Origin of the sequence: uncultured Desulfovibrio sp. (genome assembly GCF_944327235.1) — a bacterium.
In the GTDB taxonomy this organism is placed as follows: Bacteria; Desulfobacterota; Desulfovibrionia; order Desulfovibrionales; family Desulfovibrionaceae; genus Desulfovibrio.
The window spans coordinates 1-20,773 of record NZ_CALVHE010000006.1; the positions used below are offsets into that span (position 1 = coordinate 1).

Annotated in this window: 17 protein-coding genes and 1 tRNA gene; 10 read left to right on the forward strand and 8 right to left on the reverse strand. The window is 63.1% G+C overall.

Annotated elements, in window-relative coordinates; translation table 11 throughout:
* Nucleotides 1-988: 988 nt before the first annotated feature.
* The gene (locus tag Q0K00_RS01800; protein WP_297226922.1) at nt 989-1,519 is read right to left on the reverse strand and encodes a translation initiation factor 2; all 531 of its coding nucleotides are present in this window, start codon (nt 1,517-1,519) and stop codon (nt 989-991) included.
* A gap of 74 nt (nt 1,520-1,593) precedes the next feature.
* Nucleotides 1,594-2,589: an OmpA family protein gene (locus Q0K00_RS01805; protein WP_297226924.1), complete on the reverse strand. Its 996-nt coding sequence runs from the start codon at nt 2,587-2,589 to the stop codon at nt 1,594-1,596.
* Nucleotides 2,590-2,797: 208 nt separating this feature from the next.
* On the opposite strand from Q0K00_RS01805, the gene Q0K00_RS01810 reads away from it, so the two are divergent.
* Nucleotides 2,798-3,649 (forward strand): hypothetical protein, encoded by an 852-nt coding sequence (locus tag Q0K00_RS01810; protein WP_297226926.1) that lies wholly within the window; start codon nt 2,798-2,800, stop codon nt 3,647-3,649.
* Here the strand turns inward: Q0K00_RS01810 and Q0K00_RS01815 are convergent.
* Complete coding sequence (locus Q0K00_RS01815; protein WP_297226928.1) at nt 3,646-4,338, reverse strand: carbonic anhydrase; 693 nt, start codon at nt 4,336-4,338, stop codon at nt 3,646-3,648. The two genes, Q0K00_RS01810 and Q0K00_RS01815, sit on opposite strands and share 4 nt — an antisense overlap.
* A gap of 11 nt (nt 4,339-4,349) precedes the next feature.
* Nucleotides 4,350-6,101, reverse strand: coding sequence for a methyl-accepting chemotaxis protein (locus tag Q0K00_RS01820; RefSeq protein WP_297226929.1), 1,752 nt, complete (start codon nt 6,099-6,101; stop codon nt 4,350-4,352).
* Nucleotides 6,102-6,541: 440 nt separating this feature from the next.
* On the opposite strand from Q0K00_RS01820, the gene Q0K00_RS01825 reads away from it, so the two are divergent.
* On the forward strand, nt 6,542-7,927 hold the full coding sequence (locus Q0K00_RS01825) for a cytochrome c peroxidase (protein ID WP_297226930.1): 1,386 nt from the start codon (nt 6,542-6,544) through the stop codon (nt 7,925-7,927).
* A gap of 369 nt (nt 7,928-8,296) precedes the next feature.
* Here Q0K00_RS01825 and Q0K00_RS01830 read toward each other — a convergent pair whose 3' ends face one another.
* The 4 genes from Q0K00_RS01830 to Q0K00_RS01845 form a co-directional block, all read right to left on the reverse strand.
* Entirely contained in the window at nt 8,297-9,328 is a 1,032-nt protein-coding gene (locus Q0K00_RS01830; RefSeq protein ID WP_297226931.1) for a chemotaxis protein, read from the reverse strand.
* A gap of 171 nt (nt 9,329-9,499) precedes the next feature.
* Nucleotides 9,500-10,348: a 4-hydroxy-3-methylbut-2-enyl diphosphate reductase gene (gene ispH / locus Q0K00_RS01835; protein ID WP_297226932.1), complete on the reverse strand. Its 849-nt coding sequence runs from the start codon at nt 10,346-10,348 to the stop codon at nt 9,500-9,502.
* A gap of 255 nt (nt 10,349-10,603) precedes the next feature.
* Entirely contained in the window at nt 10,604-11,611 is a 1,008-nt protein-coding gene (locus tag Q0K00_RS01840) for a tRNA-dihydrouridine synthase family protein (RefSeq protein ID WP_297226933.1), read from the reverse strand.
* Nucleotides 11,608-13,392, reverse strand: coding sequence for a SulP family inorganic anion transporter (locus tag Q0K00_RS01845; protein ID WP_297226935.1), 1,785 nt, complete (start codon nt 13,390-13,392; stop codon nt 11,608-11,610). Before Q0K00_RS01845 ends, Q0K00_RS01840 begins: the two co-directional genes overlap by 4 nt.
* 381 nt (nt 13,393-13,773) lie before the next feature.
* Between Q0K00_RS01845 and Q0K00_RS01850 the strand changes: the two genes are divergently transcribed.
* The 8 genes from Q0K00_RS01850 (at nt 13,774) to Q0K00_RS01885 (ending at nt 20,762) form a co-directional block, all read left to right on the forward strand.
* Nucleotides 13,774-14,892, forward strand: a complete 1,119-nt coding sequence (locus Q0K00_RS01850) for a transglycosylase SLT domain-containing protein (protein WP_297226937.1) — start codon at nt 13,774-13,776, stop codon at nt 14,890-14,892.
* 618 nt (nt 14,893-15,510) lie between these two features.
* Nucleotides 15,511-15,587, forward strand: a tRNA-Val gene (locus Q0K00_RS01855).
* A gap of 158 nt (nt 15,588-15,745) precedes the next feature.
* On the forward strand, nt 15,746-17,701 hold the full coding sequence (gene thrS / locus Q0K00_RS01860) for a threonine--tRNA ligase (protein WP_297226938.1): 1,956 nt from the start codon (nt 15,746-15,748) through the stop codon (nt 17,699-17,701).
* 1 nt (nt 17,702) lies between these two features.
* Nucleotides 17,703-18,233: a translation initiation factor IF-3 gene (gene infC / locus Q0K00_RS01865; RefSeq protein WP_297226939.1), complete on the forward strand. Its 531-nt coding sequence runs from the start codon at nt 17,703-17,705 to the stop codon at nt 18,231-18,233.
* A 102-nt stretch (nt 18,234-18,335) separates the two neighbouring features.
* The gene (gene rpmI / locus Q0K00_RS01870) at nt 18,336-18,533 is read left to right on the forward strand and encodes a 50S ribosomal protein L35 (RefSeq protein ID WP_296303940.1); all 198 of its coding nucleotides are present in this window, start codon (nt 18,336-18,338) and stop codon (nt 18,531-18,533) included.
* A 199-nt stretch (nt 18,534-18,732) separates the two neighbouring features.
* The gene (gene rplT, locus Q0K00_RS01875; protein ID WP_297226941.1) at nt 18,733-19,086 is read left to right on the forward strand and encodes a 50S ribosomal protein L20; all 354 of its coding nucleotides are present in this window, start codon (nt 18,733-18,735) and stop codon (nt 19,084-19,086) included.
* Between the two features lie 280 nt (nt 19,087-19,366).
* Nucleotides 19,367-20,401 carry a phenylalanine--tRNA ligase subunit alpha gene (pheS, locus tag Q0K00_RS01880; protein WP_297226943.1) on the forward strand — a complete coding sequence of 345 codons (1,035 nt, stop codon included), beginning with the start codon at nt 19,367-19,369 and terminating at the stop codon, nt 20,399-20,401.
* A gap of 7 nt (nt 20,402-20,408) precedes the next feature.
* Nucleotides 20,409-20,762 (forward strand): translation initiation factor IF-2, encoded by a 354-nt coding sequence (locus Q0K00_RS01885; protein WP_297226944.1) that lies wholly within the window; start codon nt 20,409-20,411, stop codon nt 20,760-20,762.
* Nucleotides 20,763-20,773: the final 11 nt, after the last annotated feature.

Genomic DNA, 20,773 nt, shown 5'->3' on the forward strand with positions numbered 1-20,773 from the left:
TTCGGCTCTTGGCAGAAAACCTCCAGCTTCATGTCTGAGCAGAGGGTGAACAACGTATTGACACTCTACAACTAGGGCCTGTTACCACTATTTGCTGTTTGCTGGGGGGAAGGGGCCCCCTCGCTCTGCTGTCGATGTCTGTAAGGCTCCTACGTCGCCTCAAGGACACGGCCCCAAGGGCCGCCCGTCGGGTCGCAGTCTGCCCTGGAGGAGTTCCCCTTCCCCCCAAGAGCCCCCCATCTCTTCCCCTGCCGCCTTCCTTGGATAGGGGCGAGCGTTCATCAAAAGACATCATTCTACGCTCGTTATCCGTCGCTATCCGTTTAAAGTAGATCGAAAATGCGCCTTACCGTCTCGGGGCGACCTTCAACCCCCTTCCGGGCGTAAAGTATGTGCCGCACGGCGTATGACAGGGGGCGTTACGCGTGTAGAGCGTTTTGCCATTGAAAAGGCAAAACGCGAGGAGGCAGTACAGCGCCGCCCGGCCCAAACCAAGCGGAAAAGCCGCGTCTTTTCCGCGAAACGGCAGGTCGTATGGTTTGAAGCGATAAACGTTTCGATTGGAAAATACTCTGAGAGTGGGGCTGCGGAGATGGGTGGGGAAAAGGCTTCCCGAGCGAGAGATGAGCAGAACGAGAGGAAGGCGTGCTTCGGCAGTCCTTCCTTTTTCGAGCCTGACAGTAAACCAAAAGCGGCGGAGAGGTCTCCTCTCCGCCGCTTTTTCTGCCTTGCCGTCCAACCCTGACCGAAGTGGTGGGGGAGGGCGATCATGCCGGTCCAGACAGCCCGACGTGTCAGGCCCTGTCGTCACATCGCCCGGACGCGGACACGCCGTGCATATCCTTTAGAGCATTTTTAGGTTGAAGCGCTTCGCGTTCCAAGTCATACGGCCTGGCGTTTCGCGGAAAAGACGCGGCTTTTCTGTTCACTTTGGGCGGGCGGCGCTGAGCTGCGCCTCGCGTTCAGCCTTTACCAGAGGCAAAACGCTCTAGAAGAGCCACTTCTTGCCGTCGTAACGGATAAGTTCGTTGAGGTTGCGGGTACGGATGCGTTCGCACTGATTGGTGGAAAGGGCTTCCTTGCGGGTAGCGGCGCGGCATTCGTATTCGTACTCGCTGTAACGGATGAAGCCGACATACTGGCCCTTGCTGCCGGGGCGCATGTCCGTGGAAACGTTGCTCTGGTCCACTTCGATGTAGTTGGCGACGTATTCCTTGCCGACCTTGCGCACGGAACGGCTGGCCTTGGAAGGCATGACCGTGCGGGCGGCGCGGCCCACCAGCTGCTCGCCGGTCACCTGCAGATCGGCACGGATGCGCGCCTCGCCCTTGAGATTGGAGGAAGCTTTCTTGTCCGTCTTGGCGGCAGGTTCGGCCGCGGCGGGTTCTGCCTGAGGCGTTTCGGCGCTCTGATCCGCTTCCATGACGGGATCCGTGGAGCCGCTGTCGCCGCCGAACAGGCCGCAACCGCTCATGGCAAGACAGAGGACGAGGGCAAGAGGGGGCAGAATGTTTTTCATGGGTACTCCTGAATGGGAGGACCCGGCGAAACTCGCCGGGTCCTCGATTTTACTGATGGGCTACGCGATCCGCTTTATTCGAACGAAAGTTCGGTGCGGCGGTTCATGTAGCGACCTTCTTCGGTCTTGTTGTCGTACTTGTAGGACTTGCCCTTGCCGATGGCGGTCATGCGGCTGGCGGGGATGCCCTGCTTGGCCAGGTAGCTCTTCACGGAGTTGGCGCGGTTCTGCGAGAGCTTGGCGTTGTAAGCGTCGGTGCCCATGTAGTCGGTCCAGCCGGTCAGCACCACGCGCTTGTTGGGCGAGGACTTGATGAGTTCGGCGGCTTCGTTGAGGATGCCCATGGCCTTGCTGTCGAGAGCATAGGAGTCAAAGGCGAAGTTCACGCCACGCAGGACGATGACGGTCTCTTCCTGGCAGAAGACGGCCAGCACGAAGCGTTCCACAGCGGCGTCGCTGGTCACGAGTTCTTCGCCGCGCACCACCACGGTGGAGGGATTCAGAGCGGCGATGGCCTTGATGTTGGCTTCACCGTTGGGGGTATCGGCAAAGGAGATGATGTGCAGGGTCACGCCGCGCTGGCTGGCATACAGCTGACGGGCGATCTCCACGAAGTCCACGCCGCGGTTGTTGTCGCCGTCGGTCACGAGGATGATGGCGCCGGGCTTCTTCATGGCGTTGAAGGCGGGGGTGTAGACCTGCAGGCCGTCACCCATGCTGGTCATGCGGCCGAAGATGGTGAAATCGGACTTCAGCTGGTTGATGCCGGAGTCCATGGCGGCACGGTTCCACGGGCCCTGCTCGATGATGGCGCCGTTGGGGCTGATGGTGTGCAGACCACCGTAGTAATCCAGCGCCGGGATGGCGGCGTTGACGCGCTTGAGGGCGGTCTTGGCCGCTTCCATCTTGGGCTGCTTGAGATCCTTGTTGTTCATCATCATGGAACCGGAATAGTCCACGACGAAGTCAAAGCTCTCGACCTTCTTGTTGCACACAGGGGCCGCCGCGGCGGCAACGGCATAGCTGAGCACGAGGGCAGCAGCCAGCACCAGCAGACGAATGGACTTCATAAAGCCTCCCATAAGTTTTCTCCTGGATCCAGGAAATTTTGCCCGCCATAACGCCCTCCCGCACACCGTTAGGGGAATGGCTTTTTTTGCTATACACTTTCTAGAAAGGATTCGCAAGCGAATATCGGTTGATGCTGCGGCCTCAGCGGGCGTCTGGACAAGTTCCCTCGGGCTGGCTACTACTGGATGCATAACAGAGGGTACAGCAATGAGAGCACTGCCTTTTACCAAATGGAGCCCCAGCGGCAACACCACGCTGCTTTTCCCCGCCGAATCCGTCACTGGCGCGCAGCAGGCGGCCACGGCCTCGCAGGCCCTGATGCCTCATCTGCTGGGAGGCGAGCAGGCCGGGTTCTGCCATCTGCGGGAGCGGCGTCTGCGCATGGCGGGTGGGGAGTTCTGCGTGAACGCCACCCGCGCCTTTGGGGCGCTGCTGGCGCTGGAGGAGGAACGGACCGCTCGTCAGGCCGGCACGCCGCATCACGAAGAGGTGCGGGAGCACGCTTTTGAAGTGCAGGTCTCCGGTTGGCAGGGGCCGGTCGGGGTCCGTGTGCGCGGGAGCCTGCCGGAATGGCGGGTAGCGGCGGATCTGGAGCTGCCTGCCTGCCCGATGCAGCAGCCCGCGCCGGGTGTGACGCTGGTACGGCTGCCCGGCATCGCCCATCTCCTGCTCGACGAACGTCATGTATTCCCCGAAGATTTCCTGGCGGCATCGGCGCTTTTGCGGCGCGAATACGAGCTTGCGGCCCTGCCCGCTTCGGGGGTCGTCTGGTGGCGACAGGTGCAGCATCAGCTGGAGATGTTCCCGGTGGTGCATGTGCGGGATGCGGGCACGACTTGTCTGGAGAATGCCTGCGGTTCCGGGGCGCTGGCGTTGGGGCTGCGGCTCTGTCCGGCCGGGGCGCGCCGGGTGTTCACCATCTTGCAGCCCGGCGGCGAGCCTCTGGAGGTGACGGTGGACCGGCAGGGCGGGGCCGTGCGGGCGACGGTGGATGGACCTGTCCGGCTGGTGGCCGAGGGCAGGCTCTGGCTGCCGGAAGGTGCGACGGACCGCGCTTAACCGCCTTCCACCAGGCGGCGCAGATGGGGGCCGAGGCCGGAAAGATCCCGGTGCAGGCCGTGTTCGTGCAGGGACTCGAAGCGTTCCGCATCGGGGAAATAGGCCAACAGGTCACCGACCTCCATGTCAAAGTACCAGGCATGGAGGGAAAGTCTGTGCTCCGCGACGCGCCGCTGTATCCAGGGATAGGAGAGCAGGTTCTCCACGGAGAGCAGGACGGCGGCCTCTTCGCAGTTGCGTCGGTTGGCGACGGGATCCTGTTCCGTCACGTCATCCATCCTGTCCAGTGCGGGACGGGCAATGGAGACCCAGTGGGCCACATGGCTGTCGGGCGGCGTGGTCTCGGGATGCAGGAGCGCATGGATGCCGCCGCAGCAGGAATGCCCCAGCACGATGACGTGTTCCACCTTGAGGTGGAGCACGCCGTACTCCAGCACGGCGAGCACCGCGTCGCCCCGTCCCGCCTCCGCGGCATGGGGCACCAGATTGGCCACGTTGCGCACCACGAAGATGTCGCCGGGGTCGCAGCCCATGAGCAGGGCCGGGTCCGCCCGCGAGTCGCTGCAGGCGATGACCAGCGCCTTGGGGTGCTGGCCGTCGCGCAGAGCGGCATAGTAGTCCACTTCGGCGTCGTAATAATAGCGACGGAAGTTCTTGAAGCCGTCGATGAATTTGTGGAAGTCCTGCATGGTCCCGCGATCTATCGCTTGAGGCGGTCGATGAGTTCCTTGAGCGAAGCGGCCATGCCCACAAGGGCCCGGACCTGTTCGCCCGCCGTTTCCATGGCGGCAAAGTTCCTGTCAGCGATCTCGCGGACCTGTCGCATACCTTCGGATACCGTCACCACGATACCGTGCTGTTGCTGGGCAGCGGCCGAGATCTGGGAGGCATTGCCCTCGTTGTGGCTGGCGGCCTCCACGATCTCCTGCAGCACGGTCCCCGAACGGCGCGCAAGATCGTCCGCCTCTTCCACGGCCGAGCGCGCATCCTGCATGAAGCTCACGCAGGAATGGATGGCCGTCTGGACCTCCCCGATCTTGCCCCCGACGGAAGAGGTGGCGACGACGGTCTTTTCAGCCAGTTTGCGCACTTCATCCGCCACCACGGCAAAGCCGCGTCCGGCCTCGCCGGCCCTGGCCGCCTCGATGGCCGCATTGAGCGCGAGCAGGTTGGTCTGGTCGGCGATATCCACGATGACGCTCATGATGTCCCCGATGCTGCCGGCGGTCTCGTCCAGCTGGCGGAGATCCTTGTCCTGCTTTTCCGCCATGACCAGCAGACGGTTCATGGATTCCTCGCAGCCACGCACCACATCCATACCCCTGGTGGCGCTCTGACGGGACTTTCCGGCATCTTCGGCGGTAAGAGCGGCATTCTGGACGATGTTGCCGGCAGCGACGGCCAGCTGCTCCACATTGTCCATATTGCACTTCATCTGCCGGTTCTGATCGATACTGCCGGTGTTGACGGCCTCCACCTGCTCGGCAAGACTCTGCGTGCTTCTGGCCAGATCCGCCGCGATGTCGTCGGCCTTGGCCGCAATGGCGGTCATTTCCTTGAGCAGACCGCTGATGCGCCCTTCCTTGTCCTCGGCCGCGCGCAGGGCCTGTTCGGCGCGGTCCGCATGGGCAAGGGCCTCACGCGAGGTCTTTTCATTCTCGGCCAGTTTCTGCTTGAGGCTGTCCAGCAGCGAACCGAGGGCCTGCGAGAGCTGCCCCGCCTCATCCTTGCGCGGCAGGCGCAGGTCCACATCAAGGTTACCGTTCACCGCTTCACGCGAGCGGGCGACGAGCTGCCCCAGCGGCCCGCTGATCGAGCGGGCAAAGAGGATGCTCGCCACGGCCAGCATCAGCATGGCGACACACTGCATGACCACGAACAGCCACTGCGTGGAATGGCCCACATCCAGATACTTTTGCGCATCCTGGCGCGAAGCCGCCAGCACGAGATTGCGGATGGTCTCAAGGTGGTCGAGCACTTCCGCCGAGGAACGCTCCGTGACCTCAAGGAAATACGCTTCGGCTTCCTTCAGCTTGCCTGCGCGTACCAATTCCTGTATGTGTACGGCGCTTTCATGCAGCGCAAGATGGGGCTTTTCCAGTTCCAGAAAGTGCTGCGTCGTTTCAGGCAGCAGCTTTTCCAGCATCTTGCGTTCTGAAGAATAGAACCACTGGCCGAAAACGCACTTGCGTCCATCGGTCTGGATGGAGGACATGTCGGCATTGGGGCCGTCCAGCACGAGCTTGTGCAGGCGTTCCGTCCATTTGAGATGATCGACTTCCCGCAGCGTCAGGGTCAGCGCGAATCGTTGTTTATCTATGGCCGCATCGGCCAGATGCATGATATTTTCGGACGAGTACCACGCTATCGCGGAAAAAAGGAGCATGGCGGCCAGCGAACCGGTAAAGCCCAGCGCCAGCTTCTTGTTGATGGAAAGATTTGCCCAGAACATCCGTCCCTCCCCTTGTCTGGTTCGATACTCTCTCTACTCCAAAACATGTCCGCGAGGCAAGTAGTCACCAGCCATGCGTCGCGGGGGCCCTGACGCGCTCCCGGCAGGGATCGTTTTTATAATATATCGTAATTAAAATTTTTTTTATTCCGGGCGGGCGTTTGGGGCTGCCTCCGCGCAGGCAGCTGGGCCTGGGGGGGGAAGGGTTACCCTTTGGGATCTGCGTAATGTACCTTGTTGCTGGGAAAATTTGTTTTTTTGTTCACAAACTGCTTGCTAATGATATGCTTTCTTACTAAAAAGAGCCGGGCACAGCTGATGCGATGCCCATGTGAGGCAAATAAACCGTTCGCGTTCATGCCGGCAGAAAGGCTTTGCCCGGCAAAACGGTAGAGGGCCGACGGGAGAACGCACCCGCGTGTTCAAAAATGGAGGTTGGGATGAAGGATTGGAAGCGCATGTTCCTGTGCTCCGTGACGGCGGCCGCGGCATTGACTGCCGTTGTCGCGCAACAGGCGTCCGCTGCGGACATCAAGCCGCCCATGGCCAAGTTCAGCATGGTGTCTGACGTGGTCATGGAAAAATGTATGGCCTGTCATAGCCGGAACTACGATCTGCCGTTTTACGCCAAGATTCCGGGTATCCGTCAGATCATCGAGCAGGATTACCGCGACGGTCTGCGGGCCATGGACCTGAATGCCGAGCTTGTGGAAGCTGATGCCAACAAGCCCGTGGGCGAGACGACCCTGGCGAAAATGGAGTGGGTCATCAACAATAACACCATGCCGCCGGCCAAGTTCACCGTCGTGCACTGGAGCAGCCGTCTGTCCGAAGAGGAAAAGAAGCTGATCCGTGACTGGGTGCGTACCACCCGCGCCGAGTTCTACGCCACCGGTACGGCCGCTCCGCGCCATGCCAATGAGCCCGTGCAGCCCATCCCGCAGTCCCTGCCCGTCAATGCCGCCAAGGTGGCTCTGGGCGAAAAGCTGTTCAATGACAAGCGCCTTTCGGCCGACGATACGCTGGCCTGCTCCGGCTGCCACGTCTACGACAAGGCCGGTACGGACAATTCCCGTTTCTCTGAAGGTATCCGCAAGCAGTTCGGTGACATCAATGCGCCGACCGTGTTCAATGCCGCCTTCAACCGCTGGCAGTTCTGGGACGGCCGCGCCGCTGATCTGCAGGAGCAGGCCGGTGGCCCGCCCATGAACCCCATCGAGATGGGCTCCAAGAACTGGGAAGAGATCATCGCCAAGCTGGAAAAGGATGAAGCTCTCAGTGCCGAATTCCGCGCCGTCTATGCCGATGGCTGGAACGGCAAGAACATCACCGACGCCATCGCGGAATACGAAAAGACCCTGCTGACGCCCAACAGCCGCTTCGACAAGTGGCTCATGGGCGATGAAAGCGCCCTGAGCAAGGATGAGGTGAAGGGCTACGAGCTCTTCAAGCTCTATCGCTGCGCGAGCTGCCATGTGGGCAAGGGCCTGGGCGGCCAGTCCTTCGAATATATGGACCTCAAGGCGGACTACTTTGCCGACCGCGGCAACCCGCTGGGTTCGGACAAGGGCCGCATCGGCGCCACCAACAAGGAAGAGGACCTGCACCGCTTCAAGGTGCCGAACCTCCGCAATGTGGAGCTGACGCATCCTTACATGCACGACGGTACGGTGACGACGCTTGACGAAAGCGTGGCCATCATGGGCAAGTACCTCTCCGGCATCCCGGTCTCCGACGCCGACAGGAAGCTCATCGTGTCCTTCCTGCGGACGCTGACCGGCGAGTATCAGGGCAAGCCGCTGACCGGCAAGCCGGTGGAACGCTAGTCCGGCGATCCCGGAACGATCCTTTTGACGGGAGGGGCGGTCAACGCCCCTCCCGTCTTTTTTTGAGCCAGCCCATACGGCCTGTCGTTCCACGGAAAAAAACGGTTTTCTCGCTCCCGCCGGGCCGGGGGAGCAGGGCCGCCGCCTCGCGTTTTGCCGTATTCAAGAGCAAAACGTTCCAGGGGGTCGCACTGAGCCTGCGTCTGCCGCGTGGTCGCGGGAGCAGGGCGGTCCAGCCTCCTGCGGGCGGGGCGTATGGCGGTCGGGAGCCGTGCCTGCGTCTGGTCTCCGTGCGCTGCCCGGCGAAGCATAAAAAAGCCTCTCCCGCAGGCAGGCGGGAGAGGCGTTCAGTCCGCAGATGGCGGAAGGTTAGGCCCCGCTGGCCAGTTTTTCGGCCCGCGCAGCCTCTCGCGCCTGGATGAGCGCGGCGGCCCGCTTGGCAAGCTGAGTCACTTCCGGCTTGGATATCTGCCCGTCCGCACCGACGCTTTCGCCCTTGTGGCGCAGCTTGTCGGTGATGAGGGAGGAAAAGAGCAGGACCGGCAGCTCCTTGAGCATGGGATCTTCCTTGATGCGCAAGGTCAGGTTGAGTCCGTCCATGACCGGCATCTCGATATCCGAGACGACCACCTGCACGAAGTCGGTGATGGGCCGGTTCTCCTCTTCGGAAAGGCGCTTGAAATTCATGAGCCGTTCCCAGGCCTCGCGTCCGTTGGTGGTCACCTCCACGGTGAAACCGGCCTTTTCCAGCAGATCGCGCTGCATCTCACGCACAAGGGCCGAGTCGTCGGCCACGAGGGCACGATAACCGCGCGAGGCGTCCCAGTTGGCTCCCAGGTCATCCAGCCGCAGGCCGAGCCGGGGATTGAGATTGGCCACGACCTTTTCCAGGTCCAGGAGGAAGACGATGCGCCCCTCCAGCTTGACCACGCCGATGATGGTATTGCTGGAGACAGCGGCCACATACTTGTTCGGCGGCTCGACCTCTTCCCAGCTGATGCGGTGGATGCGATTGACCCCGGAGACCATGAAGGCCGTGGTGACGTTGTTGAATTCCGTCACGATGGTCTTGGGTTCCTCGGTCGTCTGGGCGTGCTGTTTTTCCAGCCACATGGCCAGATCCACGAGAGGGATGATGCGGGAGCGCAGGTTGAATGCTCCCAGCACGCTGGGGTGCTGGACTTCGGGCAGTTCCGTGACCTTGGGCATACGGATGATCTCCAGCACCTTGGCCACATTGACGCCGTAATAGCCCCGATAGGTGCAGGTACCGTCGGGGTTTTCCGTCGTAGCCTGTCCTTCAGCGGGATCGCCGTTGGGCGGCGCCAGTTCATCAAGGTAGAACTCGACGACTTCAAGTTCGTTGGTTCCCGCCTCAAGCAGAATATTGGTCTGAGCCATGCTGCCTCCATAAGATACGCCTGCGCCCATCGCGGGGAGATCTCCCCGGCCGCCGTCCGCCCGGCACGAAGACCGCTCGGGCGGGGAGCCGTCAGGAGACGGATGCCCTGTTCCGGCCCCTCGCGCGGTCTCCGCCGTATACGGATGGCGCGGGACAACCGGACGCTTCGCCTAGGGCAGCGCCTCCAGCCACGCTTGGGCCGCGTCAATAAGCTTTTTCGGCGTAGATGCGCCTGCCGTTAGGCCCACGCGCGTTTTTTTTGAGAAATTCTCGGGAAGGAGCTCCGACGCTTCTTCTATATGATAGGTGGTCTTGCCGCACTGGGCGGCAAGATCGGCCAGACGGCGCGTATTGCCGCTCTGCTTGCCGCCGACCACGACCATCACGTCCACCGTGCGGGCGATCTCAAGCGCTTCTTCCTGGCGTTCGCGAGTGGCGTCGCAAATGGTGGAGAGCACCTCAAGCCGGGCGAGCCGACGGCGGAGGTCCTGCTCGATGGCGGCAAAGACGCCTCGGTCCTGGGTGGTCTGGGAGGCCAGCACATAGTCGCCGTCAGGGGCAAGAGCCAGCCCGTCCAGCTCTTCCTGACTGCCGAAGACATGGGCCACGCCATGCGCATAGGACAGCAGGCCCTTCACCTCGGGATGCTCCGCCTCACCGAACAGCAGGAGGACGGCGCCGTTTTCCGTGGCGCGGCGGATGGCGAGCTGCGCCTTTTTCACCTTGGGGCAGGTGGCGTCCTGCACATGCGCCCCTGAAGTCCGTACGGCCTCTTCCACCTGACGGGTGATGCCGTGCGCACGGATGAGCACACAGTCGTTCGGACCGAGTTCCGCGGGGGAGGTGGCGCAGAATACCCCGCGCGCTTCGTAGTCCGCCAGGACCTGCGGGTTATGGATGATGGGGCCGAGGGTGCAGATACGTCTGCTGTCGGCTTGCTCGATGGCTGAGTCCAGCTTTTGCAGGGCAAGGCTCACGCCCATGCAGAATCCGGCCGTTTTGGCGCGTAGAATTTCCATGACATCTCCTTGGCGGAATCTGTGCGGCATACCGCCGGCCGGAAAGAAGGTGAAAGCGAAAGCTGCGCGGAGGATGCCGCAACAGCGGTCCGGCCCGGTCAGGACAGGCTGCCGGAGACCAGCGTCTTGTCGGCCGGAGCTTGCGCCGCGCGGCTCCGGCAGGCGGATACGGCGCGCCGGACGCGACTCGCCCTTTATAGTCCGCATGGCGGAAGAGTTCAACCGCGCTCAGGCCGCGACACGCCTGCGTGACGACTAGCGCGGCAGGAGCTCTTCCAGGATGCCCTGCAGCGCGGTCCAGTCCGTGCACTGACAAAGGGCATGGCGCAGGGCGCGCGCACCGGGCAGATGCTTCACATAGCGGGGCACGACGCTGCGCATCTTCCAGAGGACGGCGTCATCGGAGCAATGACGACGGGCCAGACTGATGTGTCTGTCGATGACGGCGCGTAGCCGTTGCGGCGTGACGGGGGGCGGGCTCTCGCCGCGCTGGAGGGCGCGGTGGGCGGCAAAGATGGTGGGATCATGCAGGGCGCCGCGCGCGTACATGACGCCGCTCACCCCTGTGGTCGTCTGGACGCGCACGCCGTCCTCGGCGCTGAAGAGGTCGCCGCTGGCCAGCAGGGGGATGGAGAGTTGCGGTGCCAGACGGGCAAGCGCCTCGTGCCGTGCCTCGCCGCCGAAGCCCTGTCGGGCGGTGCGCGGATGCAGGGTCAGCCAGCCGGCCCCGGCCTCCTGGAGCCGCAGGGCCAGCTCCTGCCAGACCTGACGGCCGTCATCCAGCCCCAGCCGCAACTTGAAGCCCACATGGCCCGGCTCCGCGGCGGCGATCATGGCGCGGGCCACGGCAAGGGCATCTTCCACATCACCGAGCATGGCCGCTCCGGCCTTCTGCTTGAGCACCTTGGGCACGGAACAGCCCATGTTCAGGTCGAACCAGCCGTACCCCGCCTCGCGCAGCAGACCGACGGCCTGTCCCAGGAAATCGGCTTCCGCCCCGAAGAGCTGCACCACCAGCGGCTGATCCTCCGGCAGGCTCGCAAGCAGCTCGGCGGTGCCGGGACTGTGGTAGACGAGTCCCTTGGCGCTGACCATCTCCGTGACGCAGACAGCTGCCCCGTATTCGCGGCAGAGCAGCCGGAAAGGCAGATCGCTGTAGCCCGCCAGCGGCGCGAGCCACGGGGCGTCAGGGCCGAATACGGGCGGATGTTCCGCGGCTGCGGCGGGACAGGGGGGCAAGGGACGGGCGGGGTGTCGGCTCATTTGTTCTTGCTCTTGTGATGCTGGTGCGGGTGATGGACGTGGCGGCTCTGCTTGCGTTTGGACGGCGGCAGCTTGGGCAGATGCAGGCGTTCGTCGCTTTGCAGCCGGTGGTAGGTATGGAAACCGAGCTTGAGCCCGTCGGCAAAGGTGGGGGCCACAAAGCCCTTGCCCAGATAACTCAACATGCCTGTCCGTTTGAGGATGTCATGGACGCTGCGGCTGCCGACCACGAGGATGACCGGGATATGTCGCTGGTGGCAGCGTTCCACGAACTGTTCCAGCGAGTGCGTGCCCGCTGCGTCCAGCCAGAAGACGCGGGCCAGATGCAGGACGATGACCCGCACCGGCGTTTCCGTTTCTTCATAGATGCGGCGTTCCAGCTCGTTGATGGCGCCGAAAAAGAGCGTCCCCTCGATGATATAGACGGCGAGCTCGTCCGGCAGCGGTTCCGGCGCGTGCTGCATCATGGGGTCATGGCGATTGAGCCGGAAGACGCGCGGATGCGCCAGCTTGAAGATGAAAAGAATAAGGGAGAGCAGCACGCCCAGCAGGATGGCCTGTTCCAGTGCCAGCAGCAGGGTGGCGGCAAAGGTGACGAGCAGGACGGTGCGGTCGATGCGCGTGGCCTTGAAGCAGAGCCGCAGGCCGGGCATGTCCACCATCCGCACGCAGACGGTCAGCAGCACGCCGCCCAGGGCGGAAAGCGGCAGCCAGCTCATGAAGGGCGCGATGAGCCAGAGCATGGGCAGGGCCAGCAGACCGGAAAGTACCGTGGCCATGCGCGTACGCGCGCCGGAGGTGACCACCAGCGCGCTGCGGCTGAAGGATCCGCAGCCCACGATACTCGACGTGCAGGCCGCGGCCATGTTGCCGAGCCCCTGACCGATGAGCTCCTGGCTGCCGTCGAAACGATCGCCCTTGAGTCCGGCAAGCTGTTTGCCTGTGGAAAGGGACGTGACCGCGCCCATGAGCGCCAGCGCCAGCGCCGGCATGAACAGATCTCGGTAGACGGTGACGTCCAGCGGCAGGCGGGAGATGGGCGGGATGACCGTAGGGATGGCCCCTACCAGCGGGACGCCCTTGCCGGAAGCGTCGATGAGCCAGGAAAAGACGCCCGCTCCCACCAGCGCCAGCAAGGTGGCGGGCAGGCGACGGGAGATGCGGCGGCAGACCTCCACGAGCACGATGCTCAGGGCGGCGATGCCCACGCACCAGACGTTTATCTGGTCGATATGCCGGATGGCTGACCAGACCGGCAGAAAGAATCCGCTGGAATGGCTGTCCGGCAGGCCGAGCACGGTCTCGATCTGGCTGGAGGCGATGAGCAGGGCCGTGCCCGTGGCGAAGGCCTGCATGACGGATTGGGAGATGAAGTTGGCCAGGTCGCCCAGTCGAGCCAGCCCCATGGCCACCTGGATCATGCCGCAGAGCAGAGTGATGGTGAAGACGCAGGTCATCTGATAAGACGGCGGCAGGCCCGCGATGGCGACGCCGCCCACTGTGGCCGAGCCGATGGTGGAGAGCAGGACGATGGACGTGGCGTTGGTGGGCCCGGCGGCAAGGAAGCGGCAGGAGCCCCAGAGCGCCGCCACCACCACCGGCAGCATACAGGCGTAGATGCCGTACTGTGGATGTACGCCGGCCATGAGCGCGTAAGCCATGGCCTGCGGTACGGCCACAGGCGTGACCGTCAGGGCCGCCACCAGATCGGCGCGAAAGTCGGCGGACTGGTAGTTTTTCAGCTCTTTCCAGAAGGGCAGTAGGGTGTCGAGATATTTCATGAGGGTCATGCCCGGAGCGCCATGCTCCCGAAAAAAAGAAAGAAGAGGGCGGTTGGCCCGGTAACTGTCCCCGTGCACGCGGCAGCCGGAACGGCGGCCCGTCCGCCGGACGGCGTGCTTGTGCCGAAAGGGACATACGCAAAAGCCGCGCGAATCTCAAGGGCGGGGCCGAAAAGAGGCTGTAATGCCTACAACCATACCCGGCCTGCAGCTGCGGGTCAATGGGAGGTGCGCGGAAGCGGCAACAGATTTTTGACGCCATGCGGGCAAGGGAAGGCGTAAAAAATTCAATGGCCCGGAATCACAGGCTATTGTGTTTATGGCAAAAACATTGCATACTCTGTTTACGCCGGGATCGCAGACCCCGGCAAGGATTTGCCTATGACCCGCCGAATCACCCTCCTTCTGGCAACCTGTATGCTCCTGGGTCTTCTGGGGCTGGTGCCGCTGCTGGCCGGCTTTGTCCCCCAGTACTGGGGGGCGGAGATGCGCGGACTCATCAACCCGCAGGTCGTCAGCCTGCGTCCCGAGGACAGGCCCCGGCCCATTGAGGAGCAGGGGGCGAACGGTCGCGTCTGGGCCGTGCGCCGACCTGTGGACGATACGCTCGTCGTCGCTCTGGAGAACTTGCCGACATCCCGGCAGGCGGACATCGTGCGTTTCGATGCGGACGGCGTACGGCTGGCCATCACCGACAGGGCCTTTTTCTATGACGGCAATGCCGCCACGGCGCTGGCGCCCCTGCTGGCGCTGGACGGTTCCAGTATGCCTGTTTTGTACGGCGTGCAGCCGGATTATTACGGCGATCTGCTGGACAGTCAGGGGCGTCCCCTGCGCTGGCTGGCCTCCGGGGCCTTCATGAACGGATATCAGCCGGTCAATCTGCAGGAACTGGCCGAGCAGCACCGGCAACCCGCTCCTGTCGCGCCCGTGTTGCCGCTGCCCCGCTATGACGCCGGTACGCTCCAGGCCCACGCCGGTTCCTACAAGGAACTGGTGGAGAGCTTTTCCCGCCGATACGGCCTGAATGCCGCCCTCGTCTACGCCATCATCCACAGCGAGAGCACCTTCCGCCCCACACTGGTCAGCCGCAGTTCGGCCATGGGGCTCATGCAGCTTTTGCCCAGCACCGCCAGTGACGAGGTACACCGCTTCCTCTACGGGACACGGGGCAACGTGGGGTTTGACGAGCTGGCCGTCCCGGAGATCAACATCCGCTACGGCACGGCGTATCTGCACATCCTTATGACCAAGTATTTTCAGGACGTGCGGGACCCCGTGACCCGCGAATATTGCACCGTGGCCGCTTACAACATGGGCCCCAACCGTTTCCTCCGCTTATGGGGCCCCACCAATGCCGAGGCCGTGGCCCGCATCAACAGTTTGGACGCCGCGGATTTCTACCACAAGCTGACTGTGGAATTGCCCGTGCGGGAAACGCGCTTCTATGTGGCCAAGGTGCAGCATCTCAAGACGCAGTTTGCCGGCGTGCTGCCCTAGGGCAGATGCCGGAAAAAGTCGGGGCTGTCCCGCCGGTCCTCCTCCGGCACGGACAGCCTTTTTGTTTGGCCTGTTCCACCGGCTGATGGATGACCGGCGTTGCCGTGCGACGTCGGGAGAATGTCCGCCCCTGTATGCGACAGGGCGCGCCAAAGCGTCCCCTCCGACGACAGGTGCCGCTGACCCCGGCAGCGGGGAAGTTCCGTAAGGCTCGTCACTGTTCAGGCTGCGCCGCTCCTCCGTCGGGCAGGGACGGCAGCCCCGGGAGGTTGCCCGACTCCCCACGTCTGGGCTCGTCGGTTTCCTCAGGCTGGTGACGGTGCGACGCATCGACTGGAAATGGGTGTCGATGAGGGCAGGCTAGAGCATTTTGCCTTTGAAAAAGGCAAAATGCGAGGCGGCAGCACAGCGTCGCCCGGCCCAAAGTGAGCGGAAAAACCGCGCTTTTTCCGCGAAACGCCAGGCCGTATGGTTTGAAACGCAAAGCGTTTCAAACTGAAAATGCTCTAGGATGCGCCCGCCGCCCGTTCCAGAAGGGGAACGATATTTTTTTGCCGAGAGAGAAAAAAATGCTTGACCTTTGAGCGGAGCGCGTATAGAACAGCTCTTGCCTCATGTAGGAGCGTAGCTCAGGTGGCTAGAGCGCTTCCTTGACACGGAAGAGGTCAGCAGTTCAAGTCTGCTCGTTCCTACCAGTGATGATCCGGGGAATGTCCCCTTAACGGCGAAGGGCTGAGTGCCCGCCACTATAGCCGCCATGCGGTATTTTTGAGAGTGATGGGGAGGTTTTCGCCTCCCCATTGCTTTTTTGCGTTATACGCCGCCCAGCGGCGAAGCGATAAGGAGTTTTTTCATGAGCATCCTCGTGGATGGGCAGGCCGTGGAGGCCGCCGCCGGTGCAGTCGTTTCCGATGTGTTGCAGCAGGCCCTGAGCGGCAAGAAGTTCAAGTCGCTGGTGGCTGCCCGCGCTGTCTGCCCTGAAGAGCAGGGCGGAGCGCATCTTGTGGACCTGAGCGCCTCCGTGCCCGCGGGCTGCACCGAACTCGTGCCCGTGCCCGCCGATTCCCCGGAAGGGCTGGCCATCGTGCGGCATTCCACGGCGCACGTCATGGCCGCGGCGGTGAAGAAGCTGTTCCCCTCGGCCAAGGTGACCATCGGCCCGGCCATCGACAACGGCTTCTATTATGATTTCAGCGTGGAAAAACCCTTTTCCAGCGACGATTTCGAGGCCATCGAAGCGGAGATGCAGAAGCTGGCGGCCGCCCGCCTGCCCTTCACCTGCCGCCGCGTGAGCAAGGCCGAGGCCGTGGAGCTCTTCCGCGGCATGGGCGAGAACTTCAAGGTGGAGATCATCGAGGACATCGACGCCGACACGGTGACGCTCTACACCTGCGGCGATTTCTGCGACCTCTGCCGCGGCCCGCATGTGCCGCACACCGGTTTTGCCGCGGCCTCCAAGCTGCTTTCCGTGGCCGGGGCCTACTGGCGCGGGGATGAGAAGAACCCCATGCTCTCTCGCCTGTACGGCACGGCCTTTGCTGACGAAAAGGCCCTCAAGGCGTACCTCCAGCAGCTGGAGGAGGCCAAGCGCCGCGACCACCGCAAGCTGGGCCGGGAACTGGGCTTCTTCACCTTCCACGAGGATGTGGCTCCCGGCATGGTGTTCTGGCTGCCCAAGGGGATGCTGCTGCGCACCATCCTGGAAGACTTCTGGCGGCGCGAGCACCTCAAGCGCGGCTACGACATGGTGCAGGGGCCGCAGCTGCTGCGCGTGGAGACCTGGCAGCGGTCCGGGCATTATGACCACTACCGCCAGAACATGTACTTCACGCAGATCGAGGATGACGCCTACGGCATCAAGCCCATGAACTGCATCTCGCATATGCTCATCTTCAAGAATGAGCTGCGCAGCTACCGTGACATGCCGCAGCGCTATTTCGAGCTGGGCGTGGTGCACCGTCACGAAAAGAGCGGCGTGCTGCACGGTCTTTTGCGCGTGCGTCAGTTCACGCAGGACGACGCGCACATCCTCTGCACCCCGGAACAGCTGGAAGGGGAGATCCTTGAGGTCATCCACCTCATCCGCGACCTCATGAACCTGTTCAACTTCCAGTTCAAGGTGGCCATCTCCACCCGGCCGGAAGACAGCATCGGCACCGACGAGGCGTGGGAACTTGCCACCAATGCCCTAATCCAGGCCGTGCAGAAAGCCGATATGCCGTATGAGATCAACGAGGGGGACGGAGCTTTCTACGGGCCGAAGATCGACGTGCGCCTGCTGGACTGCATCGGTCGCGAATGGCAGTGCTCCACCATCCAGGTGGACTTTACCCTGCCGGAGCGTTTCGACCTCACCTATGTGGGGCAGGACGGCGAGCGGCATCGCCCGGTCATGGTGCACCGCGCCATCATGGGCTCGCTGGAACGCTTCATCGGCGTGCTCATCGAACAGTACGCCGGAGCCATGCCCACCTGGCTCGCGCCGGAGCAGGCCCGTATCCTCACGGTGACCGAGGCCGGGGACGAGGCCGCCCGCAAGGCGCTGGAGGAACTCAAGGCGCAGGGCATCCGCGTCACGGCCGATCTGCGAAACGAAAAGCTTGGCTTCAAGGTGCGTGAGGCGCAGGTGGCCAAGGTTCCGTATATTCTTGTCATTGGTGAGAAGGAGGCGCAGGCCGGCGGCGTCAACGTGCGCCTGCGCAATGGGGAAAACGTGGGGCTCAAGTCCGTGCAGGAGGTCGCCGCCATGATCCGCGCGGATGGAGAAGAGCCCTTCAAGCGAGGAGGGATGCGTTATAGCTTCGCCTAACATGAGACCGCGGCGCGACGTCGCACAGGACGGCGTGCGCCGCAATGAGATGATCCGTGCGAGAGAGGTGCGAGTCATCGGAGCCGACGGGGAACAGCTGGGGATCCTGCAACGTAACGAGGCCATAAACCTTGCCAAGGAAGCGGGCCTCGATCTTGTGGAAGTGGCCTCCACGTCGGAGCCGCCTGTCTGTCGTATAATGGACTATGGCAAGTTCAAGTACGAACAGCAGAAAAAGAAGCAGGAAGCCAAGAAGCGGCAGACCGTGGTGCAGATCAAGGAGATCAAGGTCCGCCCCAAGACGGATGACCATGATTACGAGACCAAGGTGCGCCACATCCGCCGCTTCCTCGAAGAGGGCGCCCGCTGCAAGGTGACGGTATTTTTCCGCGGCCGCGAGATCGTCCACAAGGACCGCGGCCTGAGCATCCTTGAGCGCGTGGTGCAGGACCTGGCCGATGTGGCCAAGGTGGATCAGGAGCCCCGCGCCGAGGGACGCACGCTGCAGATGCTGCTGGTGCCCAAGAAGTAGCGCAGAAAATGCGCTTGCATACGGCCGCTTTTTAGGGCACTATGCTTTCCCGTCCATCCGCTTTGAGGACGGGCCGTACGATTATTGTGCAAGGAGTACATCATGCCTAAGATCAAGACCCGGCGCGCCGCCGCCAAGCGTTTCCAGCTGACCGGCAGCGGCAAGTTCAAGCGCCGTCGCCAGAATCTGCGTCATATCCTGACCAAGAAGGCTCCCGGCCGCAAGATGCGTCTGGGCCAGTCCGCCATCGTGGACAAGACCAACGAAAAGGCCGTGCGCCGTATGCTGCCCAACGGCTAATGCCGTGGGGATGCGCGGGGCATATCGCTTCTGATGGGGCGATGCCCGGCGTGCGGGAAGGCCGAAGGCCGGCGGCAGGCAGGAGCCGCGACGCAAGGGCGTCCAATCCTGTGCGTGCAGTGGCACGACGACAACGGATTTTTTTATCTCCCCGGCGGGCATCACCTCCGCCTTGTCCGGGTGAAAGGAGGAACCACCCATGCGTGTGAAGAGAGGTCTTGCCGCCCATCGTCGGCACAAGAAATACCTGAGCGCTGCCAAGGGCTTTCGCGGCGGCCGCAGCCGTCTGTATCGCACCGCCCGTGAGGCTGTGGAACGCGCGCTCCAATATTCCTTCATCGGCCGCAAGCACCGCAAGCGCGATTTCCGTACCCTCTGGATCCTGCGCATCAATGCGGGCGCGCGCCTCAACGGGCTGTCTTACAGCCGTCTGATGCACGGCCTCGACAAGGCCGGCATCACCCTGAACCGCAAGGTTCTCGCTGACCTCGCCGTCTACCACAAGGACGATTTCGCCAAGGTGGTGGAGCTGGCCAAGGGCGCGCTGAACTAGGCGACGTCGTACGGATTGCTGTGTGACGCGGCACGCTCCGGCAACAGGCCCGGCCTGTGATCGGCGTGCCGCGTATGTTTTTTTGCGGCACTCTAGAGCATTTTGTCTTTGAACAAGGCAAAATGCGAGGCGGCAGCACAGCGCCGCCCGGCCGAAAGTGAACGGGAAAACCTCGTTTTTCCCGCGAAACGCCAGGTCGTATGGTCTGGAACGCAAAGCGTTTCAAACTGAAAATGCTCTAGAGCGCCCAAGGCCGCATGGCGGCACGGGAAAGAAGTGCATGGATCTGATTAGCGCATTGGAAGGTCTGGCCCCGGAGCTGGAAAAAGGTCTGGCCGAGGCCCATACCCTGGAAGCATTGGAAAGTCTGCGCGTCGATTTTCTGGGACGCAAGGGGCGGCTGGCCCATATCATGAGCGCTCTGCCGCAGTTGGAGCCTGCCCAGCGTCCGGCGGTGGGCCAAAAGGCCAATGCCGTAAAGGAAAGCCTGACCGCTTTGCTGGAGGCCCGCAAGAGCGCGCTGGAAAAGGCGCTTGAAGCTGAGGCGCTGCGCCGCTTCGACGCCTCCCTGCCGGGCCGCCTGCCCTGGCGCGGCTCCCTGCATCCCATCACGCTGGTGACGCAGGAGATCTGCGACGTGCTGCGCGCTCTGGGCTTCGACGTGGCCTCCGGCCCCGAAGTGGAGAACGACTTCTATAACTTCGAGTCCCTGAACATGCCGCCCGAACATCCGGCCCGCGACATGCAGGACACCCTCTACGTCAGCGACAAGGTGGTCATGCGGACGCACACCTCGCCGGTCCAGGTCCGTACCATGCTGGCGCGCAAGCCTCCGCTGGCCGTCATCTGCCCCGGCAAGGTCTATCGCCGGGATTCCGACCTCACGCACACGCCCATGTTCCACCAGATCGAGGGCCTCATGGTGGGCGACGGCATCAGCATGGCCCATCTGCGCGGCATCCTCACCGCTTTCGTGCGCGAGATCTTCGGCGGTTCGACGCAGGTCCGCTTCCGCCCCAGCTTCTTCCCCTTCACCGAGCCTTCGGCGGAAGTGGACATCTCCTGCTGCATGTGCGGCGGCGCCGGGCATGTGGACGGCGAGCCCTGCCGCGTCTGCAAGACCACCGGCTGGGTGGAGATCCTCGGCTGCGGTATGGTCGATCCGGCCGTCTTCGAGGCGGTGGGCTACTCGCCCGAAGTGAGCGGCTTCGCCTTCGGACTGGGGGTGGAGCGGGTCGCCATGCTCAAGTACGGCATCGGCGATCTGCGCATGTTCTTCGAGAACGACGTCCGTTTTCTGGGCCAGTTCGCCTAGGTGGCCCATGCTTCGCCGCTTGCGCCGCATCCTGCCCTGCGCTCTGCTTGCCGTCAGCCTTTTTTCGGCCGACGCCGCGCTGGCCGGTTCCGTCTACAGCCCCCGGCATTCCGGACTGGAGCCGCCGGGAGGGCCGCGTTCCCTCGAATCCTTGCCGGGCGGGCGTTCCGCCGGAAGGACGGATGACGGCGGCATGGGCTATACGGACGCTTACGGCCGCCGGCTGGAGAACAAGCCGCCGGAGCGCAAGGTCCGCAATCGGCCCAGTCCGGGCGCGTACGGCGGCTATGGCCGACAGGAAGAGGCCGTGCGCCCCCTGCCTGAGGTGGAAAAACCGAAACCCGCCTGGAATTTCAACTGATAATCGGCCTT